The sequence below is a fragment of the Microbulbifer aggregans genome (assembly GCF_001750105.1).
Taxonomy (GTDB): Bacteria; Pseudomonadota; Gammaproteobacteria; order Pseudomonadales; family Cellvibrionaceae; genus Microbulbifer; species Microbulbifer aggregans.
In genome coordinates, this window is the sequence record NZ_CP014143.1 from 2,690,467 (window position 1) to 2,706,023 (window position 15,557).

At 54.0% G+C, this 15,557-nt stretch carries 13 protein-coding genes; 5 read left to right on the forward strand and 8 right to left on the reverse strand.

Annotated elements, in window-relative coordinates:
* Positions 1–7: 7 nt before the first annotated feature.
* From AUP74_RS11715 to AUP74_RS11725, 3 genes are all read left to right on the forward strand, one after another.
* Complete coding sequence (locus tag AUP74_RS11715; RefSeq protein ID WP_145924390.1) at positions 8–1,402, forward strand: glycosyltransferase family 4 protein; 1,395 nt, start codon at positions 8–10, stop codon at positions 1,400–1,402.
* Positions 1,395–2,603, forward strand: coding sequence for a glycosyltransferase family 4 protein (locus AUP74_RS11720; RefSeq protein WP_069947729.1), 1,209 nt, complete (start codon positions 1,395–1,397; stop codon positions 2,601–2,603). Before AUP74_RS11715 ends, AUP74_RS11720 begins: the two co-directional genes overlap by 8 nt.
* Positions 2,604–2,801: 198 nt before the next feature.
* Positions 2,802–4,040 (forward strand): hypothetical protein, encoded by a 1,239-nt coding sequence (locus AUP74_RS11725; protein ID WP_069947730.1) that lies wholly within the window; start codon positions 2,802–2,804, stop codon positions 4,038–4,040.
* Between the two features lie 317 nt (positions 4,041–4,357).
* Here the strand turns inward: AUP74_RS11725 and AUP74_RS11730 are convergent, their stop codons facing one another.
* Positions 4,358–5,053, reverse strand: a complete 696-nt coding sequence (locus AUP74_RS11730) for an ABC transporter ATP-binding protein (RefSeq protein ID WP_069947731.1) — start codon at positions 5,051–5,053, stop codon at positions 4,358–4,360.
* Complete coding sequence (locus tag AUP74_RS11735; protein ID WP_069947732.1) at positions 5,053–5,817, reverse strand: ABC transporter permease; 765 nt, start codon at positions 5,815–5,817, stop codon at positions 5,053–5,055. Before AUP74_RS11735 ends, AUP74_RS11730 begins: the two co-directional genes overlap by 1 nt.
* A 228-nt stretch (positions 5,818–6,045) precedes the next feature.
* Here AUP74_RS11735 and AUP74_RS11740 point away from each other — a divergent pair, with 228 nt between their 5' ends.
* On the forward strand, positions 6,046–7,155 hold the full coding sequence (locus AUP74_RS11740) for a glycosyltransferase (RefSeq protein ID WP_226999776.1): 1,110 nt from the start codon (positions 6,046–6,048) through the stop codon (positions 7,153–7,155).
* Positions 7,148–8,251, forward strand: a complete 1,104-nt coding sequence (locus AUP74_RS11745; RefSeq protein WP_083260953.1) for a glycosyltransferase family 4 protein — start codon at positions 7,148–7,150, stop codon at positions 8,249–8,251. Before AUP74_RS11740 ends, AUP74_RS11745 begins: the two co-directional genes overlap by 8 nt.
* Positions 8,252–8,307: 56 nt before the next feature.
* Here the strand turns inward: AUP74_RS11745 and AUP74_RS11750 are convergent, their stop codons facing one another.
* The 6 genes from AUP74_RS11750 to AUP74_RS11775 form a co-directional block, all read right to left on the reverse strand.
* Entirely contained in the window at positions 8,308–9,969 is a 1,662-nt protein-coding gene (locus tag AUP74_RS11750) for a BatD family protein (RefSeq protein ID WP_226999777.1), read from the reverse strand.
* A 59-nt stretch (positions 9,970–10,028) separates the two neighbouring features.
* Positions 10,029–11,879, reverse strand: coding sequence for a VWA domain-containing protein (locus tag AUP74_RS11755; protein ID WP_069947735.1), 1,851 nt, complete (start codon positions 11,877–11,879; stop codon positions 10,029–10,031).
* Complete coding sequence (locus AUP74_RS11760; protein ID WP_083260954.1) at positions 11,876–12,928, reverse strand: vWA domain-containing protein; 1,053 nt, start codon at positions 12,926–12,928, stop codon at positions 11,876–11,878. Before AUP74_RS11760 ends, AUP74_RS11755 begins: the two co-directional genes overlap by 4 nt.
* Positions 12,921–13,472, reverse strand: a complete 552-nt coding sequence (locus AUP74_RS11765; RefSeq protein ID WP_069947736.1) for a DUF4381 domain-containing protein — start codon at positions 13,470–13,472, stop codon at positions 12,921–12,923. The genes AUP74_RS11760 and AUP74_RS11765 overlap by 8 nt, the downstream gene beginning before the upstream one ends.
* An 11-nt stretch (positions 13,473–13,483) precedes the next feature.
* Positions 13,484–14,485, reverse strand: coding sequence for a DUF58 domain-containing protein (locus AUP74_RS11770; RefSeq protein WP_069947737.1), 1,002 nt, complete (start codon positions 14,483–14,485; stop codon positions 13,484–13,486).
* A gap of 83 nt (positions 14,486–14,568) precedes the next feature.
* The gene (locus tag AUP74_RS11775; RefSeq protein WP_069947738.1) at positions 14,569–15,540 is read right to left on the reverse strand and encodes an AAA family ATPase; all 972 of its coding nucleotides are present in this window, start codon (positions 15,538–15,540) and stop codon (positions 14,569–14,571) included.
* Between the last annotated feature and the right edge of the window lie 17 nt (positions 15,541–15,557).

Genomic DNA, 15,557 nt, shown 5'->3' on the forward strand with positions numbered 1-15,557 from the left:
GGGATTGGTGTTTTATAAAACAGTTTTAGTTATAACTGACAAGTTTCCACCAGAGGTGTCGGGTGGTGCGGAGCTTAGTCTTAATAATATGCTCTCAGAAATGAATTATCATAATATGAGGGTTGTTGTGGCGGCTCTATCGCCAGGCAGGTACGAGCTAAAAAAAGATATCTACCGGGATCGTACCGTTTATAGGATTCCTTTTGAGGACTCTTGGCCGGTAAGTACGGTTTCGGCTGGCAAGCTTCGGATGTCTTATCGCTTGCTGAAGTATTTGCTTCGGAACTTCACAAAAGGGAATTTCAAGTCCATATACCGGCTGGGTTTGGCTTCAGTTGTGAGAAAACTTTGGCCGAGGGAGGCTGGCACTCTGCCGCTAATGGATGCTGACTACTTGATTAATTCTCGAGCTGCTTCGATTTTAGGCAAGGTAGTTGAGGAAGTTAATCCTGACGTCATACATGCAGATAATTACAGAAGTATTGTCCTGGCGAACAACTTAGACTCGTCGGTACCGGTGATCTCCTATGTCAGAGATAATAGATTTTTTTGTGGGCATAAAAACCAGGCTACTAATGTTAGGGGTGACATCTGTAACATCTGCGACAAAAGTTGTGTGGACAGGCGCTTCCCTTTGCCTGTTGAGCGAAGCGTAAAGCATCTGATGTCCGAATCCTTACAGATTAGACAGAAGGCATTGGCCAGTTCAGCTGTTATCGCGACTACTAGTCAGTTTCTCTGTGATCAGGTTCAGTCCGTGCTCCCCGGGCGGGAGGTTGTTAAGATCCCTAATCTGATAGAGCCTGCTAGGCACGTGGATGTTGCTCAGGAAGGTATTAGCCGATCTTCAGTTCCGGAAATACTTGTGGTTGGTATGATTGGACACAATAAGGGGCAAGCGCAGCTTGTAGATATTGCAAAGCACCTTAAAGCGATGGTGGGTGACTTCAGGATTGTGATCGCAGGTCGTGGACAGATGGCCGAAAAGGTTTTGTCGGATGCGGAATCCGAAGGCCTGAGGGATCATTTCTGGGTGACAGGATTTTTGGGGCGCGAGGAGCTGTACCGCGTATATGCCCGCAGTACTGTCGTTGCGTGTCCCACGATTTGGCCTGAGCCATTTGGTAGAGTTCCCTTTGAAGCGGCAATGTCTTCACGGCCTGTGGTGGCGTACGCGGTTGGTGGATTAAAAGAGAACATCATTGATCGCGAGACTGGTATTCTGGTCAATCCTCGGGACAAAAGGGCGTTTGCTTCTGCGGTTGCGGAATTGATTAATGACGAAGATTTGGCAAAGGTGATGGGGCGGCGAGCTCGTGACCATGTTTTGTCTCTATTTGAGCGGCAAAATTCCGCCCAAAAGCTAACAGATCAGTGGGAGGCGTTGGCCTTCAATGAATAAAATTTTAATTATCAGTGTCGATTTTTTCCCGAAAATAGGTGGGATATCTTTGATGACTCACCATTTGGCGAATGGATTTTGCCAAAACGGCTGGGAGGTAAGTGTTCTTGCTCCTGCGGATGCTCTGATACCTGCTGACTATTCGGCTCTTTATAGTCTCGTCGTTGACAGAGAATCCAACCCAAAGCGCAGAGCTAATTTAGAAGGCTTGAGGGAAAGAAGGCGAATTTTCGACTTCCTGTGTTCCTTGGGTGAGTTTGACCATGTTTTGCTTTTGCATCCCTTCTATTATGGGCCTGCCGCTTTAGATTATGCTAGGTCTATTCAGGCAACGATCTCCTGTTATTTTCACGGGTTTGAATTGAAGAGTCAGCTTCTTCATCGTGACAAGTTGGTGCAAAGGGTATTGGGTAAATTCTCTCCCATAAAAACGCTTCGGCAATCAACGCTGTGCTTGGCAAAAAGCGTTGATTACGTTTTTACAAATAGTAGCGAGACCGCTGAAATCGTCCGACCGGTTAGATCTTCTAATGTCGTGATCACAGGTTGCGGTCTTGATGTTGAAACATATCGTGAAAAATTGATGGAGCCCAAGGTTTCATCCCTGAAAAGCGGCATTGTCGAGCAAGGTATGACCCTGGGTTTTGTCGGCCGAATCGTTGAGTCGAAGAATTTAGAGTTTCTAATTGATTTGCTGCGACATCTTCCAAGCTACAAGTTGCTTGTGGTGGGTGACGGTCCTAAAAAGAAGGAATTGCAGAAGAGGGCAAAAGTGTCCGGGGTCGGTGATCGTATTACATGGGCAGGCAGGGTTTCGGAAGATGGTAAGTGGGAGGCGATTGATAAGATGGATTTGCTTTGCTTGCCTTCCAGGAAGCTTAATAAAGGCCAAGTTGAAGGCTTTGGAATTGTAATGCTGGAGGCAACCCTTCGCGGTATTCCTGTCGCAGTATCTCATGAAGGTGGCATGCGTGATTTCATTCTTGAGAAAAATGGAATTTATTTGGATATTAATAACAAGAAAAATAGCGCTGATAAAATTCAGAGCTTCTTCCAAGATGGTGGCGAAGTTCTGAGAACTGTAAGTAGGGCTCAAAAACTTCTTGGAGAAAGTCTTACTTATGACAAGATTGCTGAAGGACTCATTGAGTTGCTCCAGTCAAGCCAGCTTGATGCAGAAGAAGACAAAGTAGTTGCTTAAGGTGTGTGGTGGGGGGTGTTGTAGATTACTCCTTTCCCACTGAGCGAGATTGATTTTTAGGTGGCTACTGTTGTTGGGGTAGAGTTGCTACGTGCATCTCCGGAGTGTGATTTTGAAAGTCCCTGGCTTTAAGTCGACAAGTATGCGTTGGTTGGCTTGTAGGGCACTATAAGCGTAACGTGCAATGAGTGTGGTTGTATGAAGGCAATAGTTCATATCGGAACTGAAAAGACTGGGACTAGCACGATTCAGGAGTTCTTCAATCTCAATCGTGCGAGGTTGATGAAAATCGGGGTTGCCTATTTGAAGAGCCCTGGTCCTATAAATAATAGGAAGCTCGCAACATATTGTATGCGAGATGACTTTATAGATGATCACATAAAACAACTGGGCCTCTTGGATCATGAAAGGCGTCAGGAATGGAAAAGGGAATTTTTGGCTGAATTTCAGGGTGAAATTCAGGGTTTGGGCAGTGGTGCTCAGAGTGTGGTGATTTCATCTGAACACTTCCACTCACGGCTTCGCGGGAGGGATGAAGTTCAGAATTTGAAGGAAATTCTTGAGCCGTATTTTGATGATATCCAAATTGTCGTTTACTTGCGAAGGCAGGATGAGCTCGCAGTAAGCCACTACAGTACGCATTTGAAAACCGGAAAATTTCGTGATGAAGTTCTCGACTCGAGAGTGAGTGCTGACAATTCATACTTTGACTATTACGGGCTTGCCAAAAAGTGGTCTGAGGTTTTTGGGTTTGAAAATGTAACGCTTCGCCCTTTTGTTAAGGAGCGCCTTGAGCGCGGCGATGTTTTGGAGGACTTTTTATCGCAGTGTGATATTGATAGCCGAATCGGGTTTAAGTTTCCTGAGAGAAAAAACGAAACTTTATCTGCGCCGCTACAGAAGTTTCTCAGGGCTTTCAATCAGGCTTTTCCACGCTACCAAGATAATAGAGAAGATTTGCTAAGTAGAGACTTGCGCAACTTCCTAATACAGGGGTTGTCTGGTTCCGGAATTACTGGGGGAGAGAAGGTTCTTCCCTCCAGGGCGCAAGCCCTCGAGTTTTATCAGCGTTTTTCGGATGGAAACAACAGGCTGTTTGATGAATTCTTCAATGGTGAGAGTATCTTTTCAGGTGATTTCTCAAGGTATCCGATCGAGCCGCAAGTGGGGAGCCTGCCAGAAGATTTTCTTGCTCAGGCCCTAAAGCTTGTTGCTTCATACATCAATCTGAAGCTCATTAACGAGGTAGACGTAAAGACCGTAAAGCGTTCAGCTGGTCCCGGGTTGATGTTGCGAGATGTGGGTTTGATGTTTAAAGATTCTCAGCCAGAGGTGGCGCTGTGCCTGCTTCGGGAGGCCAGTAAATATCGGCCCAACGGTCCAAAAATACTGGCGGCCATTGAGGAGTTAGAGGAGCGAATTGGTCAGAGTTCTTAATGCTTTGTCCCAGTCAGCTTGTGTGGGCGCTCGGAATTGCGGCTCATTCCCTGCGGTTGTGAAGTCTTCGAGAGTCTGCCTTGCGGATAAGTTTAAGTTTCACGTATTCGGGGGGGTACTCTATAGGTCGTGTGAAGTCTTATTTTTTGTGAGAGGCCTGAGCAGCAGGGCTGCGGCGGCTATGCAGTATTAATTATTTGCTTAATCTTGGTGCTTGTTAGTTTGATGCTCATTCCAACCAGTAAAACTGTCTCATGACGTCCCGTGCAGAATTTTATGGCTAGAGTGGTTAAGTCGTTCTGCCTGATATTGAGTGGCTAGGCTTGTTGGGCTTTCAGGTATAAGTCTGTCACTTGATTCGCACAGCCTGAAGCTTTGATGTTCCCATTTTCAATCCAAATCGCTTTACTGCACAGGTTTTTGATAGTCTTAGCTGAGTGGGATACAAGGATAACTGTCTGGTGCGAGTTGACCTTTTCCTTGATAAGCGCCTTGGACTTTTGTTTGAAATTCTTATCTCCGACGCCGAGAATTTCATCAAGCAAAAGGATGTCCGGTTTTGCTTGGATGCTGATTGAAAAGCCAAGCCTTGCACGCTGACCTGCCGAATAGGTTTTTAGTGGTTGGCTTGAAATATGCTCTAGTTCAGCAAATTTAATGACATCATCGATTTTCATTTTTGCTTGTTTGATTGTCATCCCGTGAGTCACGAGGGCCATGAGCGCATTCTCTTCACCTGTCAGCTTTCGGTTGAATCCAAGGTTTAAGGTTAGTAGCTGAGAGGTGATGCCAGAGTGCCTTTGTATGCTCCCTTGATCGGGCTCAATTATATTTCCGAAGAGTTTCAGCAGCGTGCTTTTTCCGGCCCCATTCCGGCCAATAACGCCAAGAACTTCGCCCCTGTATAGATCAAAGTTTAAATCCCTCAGGACCCAGTCTTTTTTAGCGAAAAGGCTCAGTCGCTTGCGGTAAGCGACTCCCACATTTCTAAAGCTCAAGATCGGAGCAGTCATTAGAGAACTCTTGGGTAAAATCTATCTAAACGTTTTAGTAAAAAAAGCCCTGCTGAAGCCAGTGATATGCCGAGAGTAAGGGGGTATATGAGCCTTCCTGTATTTACAGTATCACTTGAAAGAAGTGTGTCACGGTAGCATTCGATGATTCCGGTTAAAGGGTTGAGATACAGAATCTCTTGGACTATCGCGGGTCTTTCACTAATGTCGAAAAATATTCCTCCAGTAAAAAGGAGGCATGTAATGGATATGGGTATTACATTGGATAAGTCAGGAATGATAGGAACCAGTGATGAGGTAAAATAACTTAGGCCCAGGTTGAGGATTAGTTGAGTCGCCACAATGGGAAACAAGTCTATCCACAGTGTTGTGGGTAGGTAGCCTCCGATCAGAATGGTTGCGATCAGTAGAGGGAGGACAATCATAAATCTAAGGGTAAGTGTTAAGCTCACCGCCGTTGGAAAAATCCATTTTGGTAGATAAAATTGGCCGAGAATCCCTTTGTTGTCAGAGATGGCGTTTGCGCTGTTGTTGATTATCGAGGCAGTCCACTTGAAGGGGAACAGCCCGCACATGAGAAAAAATACAAAGCTTGCGCCTTTATCCCCGCCCCTTAGTCCTGAGGAAAAGGCGAGATAAAAAACCAATGTCAATAGTATTGGTTCCAATATCCACCAGAGGGTGCCCAGATATGAGTCTTCTGCGTCGGCCTTGAGCGCGCCAAGCCCTCGTACCCAAATAATGCTCAGGTAATTTCTTAACATCTTTTCTGACTATTTCGTTTCACTAGCTGTTGGGGCAATTTCACGACATTCACTTACTTGGCCCAGGCCGACAAAAAGTACTGATAAAGAACGCCGCGAATGGCTCGCTAAGTGACTGAATATACTAAATTTCTGCCCGAAACAGTAGTCTGGCCGCACTTTACCGGATCCTGCTTGCCCAATGACATGATGGTACTATTGCAACGTGGACGGTTCCGGAGTCTGAAGGTGGACACAAAAGCAGTTCAGTGTTATCGAACATTTTTTCCTGAAAGCCAGGGTGGTTTAGAGCAAGTCGTACTCGAGATCGCCCGAGGAGGGGGTGGTGAAGTTCTAACCCTCTCCGACCGTGGTGCCAGCAGCGGTGAGTACAGTGGTGTCAGATATCGTACCGCACGGCGCTGGTTCAGCGTAGCGTCTTGCTGCGTAGGTCCTGGGCTTTTTTTAGAGGTGCTCAAAAATTCATCAGGAGTGCTGCACTTTCACTTTCCTTGGCCATTCGGTGATCTTGTCTATGCTGTGGCTGGCCGGTCACGCCCGCTAGTGATTACCTATCACTCAGACATAGTCCGCCAGAGGTGGCTGGGCAGCCTTTATCGGCCCTTGATGCATTGGTTCCTGAGGCGAGCTGATCGCATTGTGGCAACATCTGCTAACTACGTAGAAAGCAGTGATGTATTGCGGGCCTATCGTGACAAAGTGGAAGTCATTCCTCTTGGGATTGCCGAAGGGCTTTACCCATCTTTAGAGCGGTCCTGTGTCGAGTCTGTCAAGGCAAAGTACGGCACAGATTTTATGCTCTTTGTAGGAGTGCTCCGTTACTACAAGGGGTTGGAGTTCCTGATCCGGGCTGCAGCAGGGCGGCCATACCCTATAGTGATTGCTGGCAAGGGGCCTGAAGAAGAGCGGTTGAGAGAGCTGGCTAGTCAGCTTGGGGCCAAAAATGTCCATTTTACGGGCTTTGTGGATGACGATGAAAAAATGGCCTTGATGCAGTTGTGTCGCGCTGTCGTTCTTCCTTCCCATCTCAGGTCGGAAGCGTTTGGGGTAACTTTGATTGAGGGGCTCATGAGCTCGAAACCCTTGGTTTCATGCGAGCTCGGCACCGGGACAAGCTACGTGAACGTTCACGGGCAAACGGGGTTTGTTGTGCAGCCCGCGAGTCCCAAGTCACTACGTCAAGCTTTGGATCGACTGTGGGAGTCTCCCGATTTAGCAGAGCGTATGGGGAGAGCGGGGCGGCTTCGATACGAGGCGCTATTCACCGGGGAGCGTATGGTGCGAGCATACATAGACCTTTACTGTCGGGTCCTGCGCGAGCGAGGCCTGGGTGTTTAAGATTGCGATTGATGCCAGGCCACTGTCCTCTCCGACAGCTGGAATAGGGCGTTATACAAGAGCACTTGTAGAGCGCCTGGTACATCATGATTACGAGTGGTACCTGTACAGTCACCGGCCTTTGGTGGATGAATCGGGGCTGGGCTCGAACGTCTCTATACGGACTGGATCGGTTCGTGCTGATAGCCTTTCCACTCTCTTTGCTCAGGCGGTCTTTCCGGTCTGGGCGCGTAAAGACGGTATCGAATTATTCTGGTCGCCGCGTCATCACCTCCCTCTTTTGCTTGGGGGGGCGGTAGCCAAGGTGCTCACTGTCCATGACTTGGTTTGGCGACACTTTCCGGAGACTATGTCTCGCCCTGGCCTTTTACTTGAGCGGCTGCTGATGCCAGCTTCGATCCAGAGCGCCTCTTCCGTCATTGCTGTTTCTAATAGCACGGCTGAAGAGCTTCGGGATGCGTACCCGCAAGAGTGCCACAAGGTGACGACGGTACTTGAAGCTCCTTTCCTAAGTCCCAGCCAAGCGACCAGTTTCGGCGATTATTTCCTTTTTTTGGGAACTTTGGAGCCGCGCAAGAATTTGCAGAGGCTGCTGGAAGGGTATGCGCGGTACTGTAGCAGGGTAAGGGCGCCATTAACTTTGAAGATCTGTGGCGCCAAGGGCTGGGGCCTCCCCGAGCTTGAGAGGTTGCTTGTTCAGCTGGGGCTTGAAAAGAAGGTGGAGTTACTTGGTTACCTTTCGGATGACGCTCTCCCTGGTCTTTACGCGGGCGCCAGGGCGCTGCTTATGCCTTCTCTCTACGAAGGCTTTGGTCTCCCTATTGTTGAGGCAATGAGTCAGGGTACTCCTGTTTTGGCATCCCGACGGGGCGCCATGATGGAGGTAGCTGGGGATGGAGGCGTTCTAGTTGATCCAGAAAGTTGTGAGGAGATTGCCTCAGCCCTAGTAACACTATCTGAAGACATGAGCCTCGTAGAGACATTACAGGAAAAAGCCAGTATCAGGGCTGGGCAATTCTCGTGGGACAATGCTGCAGAGCAAACACTGGCCCTTTTTGAAAGCCTGCTTTCCGAGCATGTGACCACTACACGGTAATTACCATGTGTTGCTATTAGCGCTCTGTATTCTTTTTATGAAGCATTGCTGCTTATTTAACCAAATAACTCCGGTAATTCTCTTTTTTCCTGGTGTTGATGTGCGTCTTTGTTTGTCTTGAGTAATCTACTGACAAGGATCTGCACCTGTTGCCGGTTCAGTGGCTGCGGGGGCTGGGCATAGAGAGTTGAGTTCAATAGGTTATGTAACTTGTCGAACTCCTCGATCCTGACAACTTTTCGCGTCTCATTAATGCTTTTGCCGGCCAGGTTCGGCCAGTGGGCCCAAACCCATGATTGCAGTGCCTGTTGTACCAAGGCCGCATCACCACTCTCTGCCGCCTTGACCAGGTTGTCGGCCTGTTTACTCGAATTGCTTTTTCCCCTCAGAGGGGAGGATTCTGCTGGGGAAGGAGCTAGTTGCCGTCGGTACCACCAGAAGTAAAAAATCCATAACAGGTGGGTCGCTACTGCCGTGACAGCTAGGTTCCGCCAGAATTGGTCTTGAGTAGATGCTTTCGGTTGGCCCGGTGATAAGCTGATTTGACCATCCGCAGGAGCGGTGTTGGTTGCAGCAGCACTTCCCGTCACCGTGAAGCGAAACGCCGGCAACTGGGTCGCCCGCTGCCTGCCGGTCTTGGTATCCCACCAGGTGATAGTAATCGGCGGCAGCTGATAATCCCCCGGTTTGGTCGCGACAATCGCGGTAGTCTCAATGCGGCTGCCGGTAATACCGCCGGTGCTTACCTGATCATCCTGCTGTGGCTGGTCGGGGTAAGTCTTGAGTCCGTCGACACTCAGTTGGGGCAGGGGAGGGAGCTGGGCGGCGCGGAGACCTTCAGCGCGCAGGGTCAGGATGCGGGTAATGGGTTCGCCCACGGTGAAGGTGTCTGGATCCTGGCTCCAGCTCTGCACGATCCCCAAGCTGGCAGCAGGGAGCCAGTGAGTACCGGTGTAGGTGTTGGGCTTCGGATTTACTTCAATGGTTTGAGGCTCCGAGCGTAAGCGCAGGCGCTGGGTGTTACGGTTGAATAAAGAGAAAGGGTCGCGACGGCCGGCGACGGCGACGTAGTTCAGGGCCGGGATTGTCAATTGGCCGGAACTCTCTGGGAAGATGGCATAGGTGAGCTCATAAACGGCGTGGCCGACACCGTTGATGCGGCGCTCGTAACGCTGTTCATCCACTTTTTCCACGTGTGCGCCGGGTACCTGCAACGCTTCGGTGGCGATATCGTGCAGGCCAATGGTGGTGTACAGGCGCACCTTCACCAATAGCTGCTCCTGGACAAAGACCCGATCTTTGTCGAGCTCCACTTCAAGGAACGCCTGCCGATTAGGGGCGTCTGGCCGGCTGCCAGGCTCACTCACAGCGATGGGAATCGCATCGGAGACCTCGCCGTGGTAGTGCATGGAAGGGATAAACAGATTCCCTTCCCGTTTAGGTGCCAGCACCAGCATCCATTCGACGAAGCTCTCGGCACGGCCGTTGATCACGCGATACTGATTGGATTGCTGGCGAGAGAGGATGTCAAAGTCCTGTTCAAGCAGTTCGAAGTCTGGCTGACCGCCGCTTTCCGTGCCGGAATAGCGCAGACGCAGATTGAGGGTTTCGTCGATACCGATTTCATTGCGGTCGACGGTGGCGTTCAGCAGGTCGGACGCCCGGGCGGCGGTTGGCAGAGTGAGGGCGAATAGTAGGCATAGCAGCAGTGCTGGCATGCAGCAGTCCGGCCTGCAAAAAGCGTTGGTCAGTCTTCTGGTCATCGGTTTATCGGTGACTACCATCGTTGGGTGGCTCCATTCTCCGGCGGTTCCCATTCGCCGGTTCGATAGGCCCGGCGGCGCTGCAGGCTCTCGTACTTGAACTTCTCTCGCATCAGCCCGGCCGGGTCATCGGGAATCTGGCGCAGCCACTGATCCAGGGCCTGCTGGGTCTCAGGGTCCAGTTCGCTCTCCCTGGCCCCGGCCTGTTGTTCTGCGCCGTTCTTCTCCTGCTCTTCGCCATCTTTAGGCTTGCCGGACTGCTGTTCTTCTTCAGCATTCTCCTGCTGATCACCGGAGTCGGCCTGTTGTTCGCCTGAGTCCTCCGGTTCCCCCTGATCATTCTGTCCGGCACCCTGATTTTGCTGATCCTGTTGTTGGTCGGACTGGTCTTGCTGTTGCTGGCCGCTCTGGGACTGCTGTTGATCCTGCTGGCCCTGCTGCTCTTCCTGTTGCTGCTGGTCCTGGCCCTGTTGGGATTGCTGTTGCTGCTGTTGCTTTTGTAGATCCCTTAATTGCTTGGCGATTTCCCGGTTGTGCTGTGCATCAGTCAGTTGCGGCTGCCTGTCGAGTGCGGCATCGAAGGCTTCAATGGCTTCGTCGTAGCGGCCCTGATGGGTGAGGGCATTGCCCAGATTGTACAGGCTGTCGGCGGTTTCGCTCTGGGAAAAGTCCTTTTGCGCGGCGGGAAAGTCACCGGCCCGGTACTGGGCGGTACCGCGCCACTGGGGGTCGCGAAACTTTTCTGCCGCCTCGCCCGCCTTGCCTTCTTCCAGCAGCCGTTTGGCCTGCTGGTCTTCCCGCAGCCACAGGTCCTGGAGCTCTACCGCATGTACCGGCTCCGGTAGCAACAATGTGAAAGAGAGGGGAAGGGCGCAGGCCAGCGCGCCGCGGCGGAATAGCAGTGCGGCCAGGGGCAACAGCAGTAATAGCAGCCATGGGCCTTCCTCGCGCCACTGGTCAAACTCGCGCTCGGTCAGGCGAGCCTGGTCCGGTGGGCTCTCTGCGGGTAACAGCTTGGCAATATCCTTGTCGTCCACCGCGATGCGAGCGAAACGTCCACCGCTGCCGCTGGCCAGTTTTTGCAGCTGCGCGGCATCGAATCCGGCGATGACGATGGCGCCGTTGCTGTCGGTGACAAAGCCGCCTCCGTCCCCTTGCGGGATCGGGCTACCCTCGCCACTACCAACCGCCAGTATCGACAGCTCGACCTGGTCGCCAGCAACCATGCCGGCCACGGTGGGCAGTGCTTCCTTGGCAATGCCGTCGGTAACCGCCAGCAGCTGGCCACGCCCATTGGCACCGTCCTCCAGCAGACGCAGGCCTGTCTCCACCGCCATCTCGATGTTGCTGCCCGGTACCGGCATGATCGTTGGTGACAGGGCCGGGACCAGGTTGGCGATAGTGGCGGTATCTTCCGTCAGTGGTGTGACCACATGGGCCTCGCCCCCGAAGGCAACCAGCGCGGTGAGGCCATCCTCCCGCTGGCGCAGTATGTCGAGAATCTTTAGCCGGGCCCTGGTGAGACGGTTGGGGGTCAGATCCGTCGCCATCATGGAAGGGGACAGGTCGAGCAGGATCACCAAAGCATCCTGGCTGCTGAAAACCGGCGTCGGCAACTTGCGCCAGGTGGGCCCAGCGAGGGCCAGGATCATCAGGGCCAATAGGGCAAAGATGAGGCTGAACAGCCAGGGGCGGCGCTCCCCGCCGCGGAGCAGCAGGTGTGGCAACAGGTCGGGATCAATCACCCTCTGCAGCTGACCGCTGTTGATGATCGTGCGGGCGAGACCAAGGCACATCAGGGCTGCCGGGATCAGTAGCCACAAGACGTGAGGACGCAGGAAGTGAAACTGGGAGAGTTCGTTCATGCGCCGCCTCCCTGTGCCACATTATTGCCTGCTTCGCGTTTGCCGTTGCCCGATTCCCGCAGGCGGAAGTTCATCAGCAAGGGGATTGCCGCCCAAAGCAGAGCCATGAGCAGCACGGCGGCGAGAGGCCAGATATAAAGTGACTTCAGTGGGCGATAGCTAGCCGCTTCCTGCTCCACCGGTTCCAGGCGGTCCAGCTCTGCATAGATCTGGGCCAGCTCCTCGGGGTTGTGGGCGCGGAAGAACTTGCCGCCGGTGCGGTCGGCGATGGCCTGCAGGGTTTCACTGTCCAGGTCCCGAGAGGGATTGATGCGTCGTGCGCCGAAGCGGCTGCCCAGCAGGCCCGGTTGCACCATCTCCTCGGCGCCGATGCCAACGGTGTAGACCCTTACGCCAGCCTGTTGGGCCAGTTCGGCCGCCTTGAGCGGGGCGACCTCGCCGGCCGTATTGGCGCCATCGGTCAGCAGGATCAGCACGCGCTGATCTGCGGGGCGCTCCATCAGGCGCTTGACGGACAGGCCGATGGCATCACCAATGGCAGTGCCCTGGCCGGCAAAGCCGATCTGCGCTTCCCGCAGTAGTGTGCCAACCGTTTCCCGGTCATAGGTGAGTGGCGCCTGAAGGTAGGCGCGGGTCCCGAATAAGACAAGGCCGAGGCGATCGCCCTCGCGTCGCTCGACAAAGTCGCCCACAACATTTTTGACCGCATCGATACGCATGGCTGGGCGAGCGTTGAGAAGCATGTCCGGTGTTTCCATGCTGCCGGATATGTCCACCGCTAACAGGAGATCGCGGGCGCTGCTGGTTTGGGTGATGGGCTCGCCGTACCACTGGGGCCGTGCGGTGGCGGCCAGTAGCAGTAACCACAGAATCGTCATCAAGAACAGGTTGAACGGGTTGTGGGGCGCACCACCGCCCCGTTGGGCCAGGCTGCTATAGAAGGGCACCTTCAATGCGCTGGCGAGCGGCTTGGTGCGCGGTAAAAGCAGGCGGGCCAGCAAGGGTAGCGGCAACATGGCGAACACCCAGGGCCAGGCAAATTCAAACACGGCTGGCCTCCCCGGAATAAACCATGGAGGCGGAAGTTGGCAGGCGGTCGCGTTTGTGGCTGCGGCTCCATTGAATGGCGTAATCCCGCAGTGCGTTATTGCCCTGTTCGTCCCAGCGATCGGCACGATACAGCTGTTCCAACAGCACAGTCTCAGCCGGTCCGGGGCAATCCACTTCGGCAGTGCTGCGCAGGAAATTCAGCCACTCTTGACCCGTCAGGTTGCCGCAGTGTTGGCGGCCATAAGTGGTGACCGCCACGCGCTTGAGGATTTCATTGATGGCCTGGGCGGCATCGGGCTCGCGGGTGTCAACCGCTTGCAGCAGGCGCACCGCCTCTTTGCGGTAGCGGTTGCGGCTCCAGCGCAATTGGCGCTGGCGCACCCAGCGGAAGAAAAAATAGAGGCACGCAGCCAGTGCTGCGGCGAGGAGCCACCAGCCAGGCGCCGGCGGCCACCAGCTGATGGGGTCCGGAGTATGAATGTCCCGTAGCTGATTGAGCAGGGCCTGTTCTGCCGGCGAGGGCTGTGCCGGTTGTTGCTGCATCAAGACCGCTCTCACGCGCTCACGCCTCCGTGTTGCTGCGCGCTGGGCCTGTGGTTTTGTTGGCGACTTCCGTTTTGACGGCCGCCGTATACCGAGAGCAGGGCAGGTACCAGGGGCTGCGTGTTGTCGAAGTCCATGAGTGGGATGCGGTGGCGTCGGCAGAGCCGCTCGGCTTCGGCGCGGGCCTCGGTCTGCAGTTCGGCGAACTGGGTTCGCAGTGCGCGGTTGCTTGCATTGAGAAAGGTACGTTGGCGGCCATCGGAAATGGTCAGGGCCTGCTCAGGTAGATTCTGTTCCAGTGGGTCGCTTACCCGGAGCACCTGCAGATCGGCGTGACGGGTCAGCAGCGCCAATGGTTGGGCGCAGTCTTCATCCAGATCGTGGCAGTCGCTGATCAGAAACAGCGCGCTGCCCGGTCGCGCCACCCGGCGTGCTTCATCGAGTAGCTGCTTCAGCGGTTGGCTGCCTTCCATGGGTACGGGATTGTCGAGGGTTTCCGCAAGCGCCACCATGCCGTGGATCATGGCCAGCACCGAGTGATGGCTGCGGCGCGGGCGGACGGTTTCCAGGTCGTGGTCTGAGAAGAGCAGGGCGCCAATGCGGTCACTGTGTTGCAGGCCGGCCCAGCCCAGGGCGGCGGCGATACCGCAGGCGGTGACTGACTTGAACGCCCGTTGGCTACCGAAAAACATCGGTGAGCGTAGATCCAGCAGAATCACGACCGGCCGCTCGCGCTCTTCCTGGTATAGCTTGGTGTGCGTGGTGCCGGTGCGCGCGGTTACGCGCCAGTCGATTGAGCGCACGTCGTCGCCTGGCTGGTAGTCGCGGACTTCCTCGAAGTTCATGCCGCGGCCGCGGTAGCGGGTTAGCAGGCTTCCCGCCTGGTCGCTCTTAACCAGGCGCGGGCGAAAAAGTTGCATCTGCCTTGCCACGTAGCGCAACTGTACCAGTGGCTCCACCGTCGGGTAGGCGCCGCGGAGATCCAGCTCTCTCTGATTGCTCACTTCAGCCATAGCACCTGTCTGTGGGGACTCCCGCCGCAGTAATCCATGTCGCACAAAAAGCTCTGTCTGTTAATGGGGATTACGCCGAGCCGTTAAATGGCTGGGACATGTTGCAGCAGTCTTTCGATGACCTGATCAGCCGTCACTCCAGCTGCCTCCGCCTCGAAACTCAGGAGCAAGCGGTGGCGCAGCACATCCGGCGCCACCTCCATGACATCGTCCGGGGTCACGAAATCACGGCCCGCCAGCCAGGCGTGGGCGCGGGCGCAGCGATCGAGGGAGATGGTGGCCCGCGGACTGGCCCCAAAATCTAGCCACGATGCCAGCTCGCTGTCATACTTCGCGGGTTCGCGTGTAGCAATGACAAGTTGGACAATATAGGTCTCAACGGCTTCCACCATTTGCAACGCGAGTACCTGATTGCGGGCCTGGAAAATCTCCGCCTGGCTCACAGTATCGGAAGGGCGATTTTCGCCAAGACTTGCCTCGGATCTGGCCAGGCGCAGAATTTTCGCTTCCGCGCTGGCATCGGGATAGGCAAGATTCACCTGCATGAGGAACCTATCCAATTGGGCCTCTGGCAGCGGATAAGTCCCTTCCTGTTCGATAGGGTTTTGCGTTGCCATCACCAGGAATAGCTCTGGCAACGGATAGGTTTTTCTACCGACACTGATCTGTCGCTCCGCCATGGCCTCGAGCAGCGCTGACTGTACCTTGGCCGGGGCCCGGTTGATCTCGTCGGCCAGTACCAGGTTGTGGAATACCGGCCCGGGCTGGAAATGGAATTCTCCGGTTTCCGGCCGGTAGATGTCGGTACCGGTTATGTCTGCCGGCAATAGGTCCGGCGTGAATTGGACGCGATGGAAATCACCCTCTACAGCATCGCCAAGGGTCTTGATGGCCTTGGTTTTCGCGAGCCCGGGCGCGCCTTCCACCAACAGGTGGCCGTCCGCCAGCAGGGCAATCAGTATGCGGTTGACCAGGGTCTCCTGGCCGATGATCTGTTGTCCGAGCCAATCCCCCAGGGAAGTGATGCGTTCCCTGACATTCTGATGCGCTTCCATAGTGTCTCTTTTGTTGA

Excerpts from the sequence above, each read along its gene's own strand:
- AUP74_RS11730 (WP_069947731.1), bottom strand. The coding sequence starts at position 5,053 with ATGACTGCTCCGATCTTGAGCTTTAGAAATGTGGGAGTCGCTTACCGC.
- AUP74_RS11765 (WP_069947736.1), bottom strand. The coding sequence starts at position 13,472 with ATGCAGCAACAACCGGCACAGCCCTCGCCGGCAGAACAGGCCCTGCTC.
- AUP74_RS11755 (WP_069947735.1), bottom strand. The coding sequence starts at position 11,879 with ATGAACGAACTCTCCCAGTTTCACTTCCTGCGTCCTCACGTCTTGTGG.
- AUP74_RS11735 (WP_069947732.1), bottom strand. The coding sequence starts at position 5,817 with ATGTTAAGAAATTACCTGAGCATTATTTGGGTACGAGGGCTTGGCGCG.
- AUP74_RS11770 (WP_069947737.1), bottom strand. The coding sequence starts at position 14,485 with ATGGCTGAAGTGAGCAATCAGAGAGAGCTGGATCTCCGCGGCGCCTAC.
- AUP74_RS11725 (WP_069947730.1), top strand. The coding sequence starts at position 2,802 with ATGAAGGCAATAGTTCATATCGGAACTGAAAAGACTGGGACTAGCACG.
- AUP74_RS11775 (WP_069947738.1), bottom strand. The coding sequence starts at position 15,540 with ATGGAAGCGCATCAGAATGTCAGGGAACGCATCACTTCCCTGGGGGAT.
- AUP74_RS11750 (WP_226999777.1), bottom strand. The coding sequence starts at position 9,969 with ATGCCAGCACTGCTGCTATGCCTACTATTCGCCCTCACTCTGCCAACC.
- AUP74_RS11720 (WP_069947729.1), top strand. The coding sequence starts at position 1,395 with ATGAATAAAATTTTAATTATCAGTGTCGATTTTTTCCCGAAAATAGGT.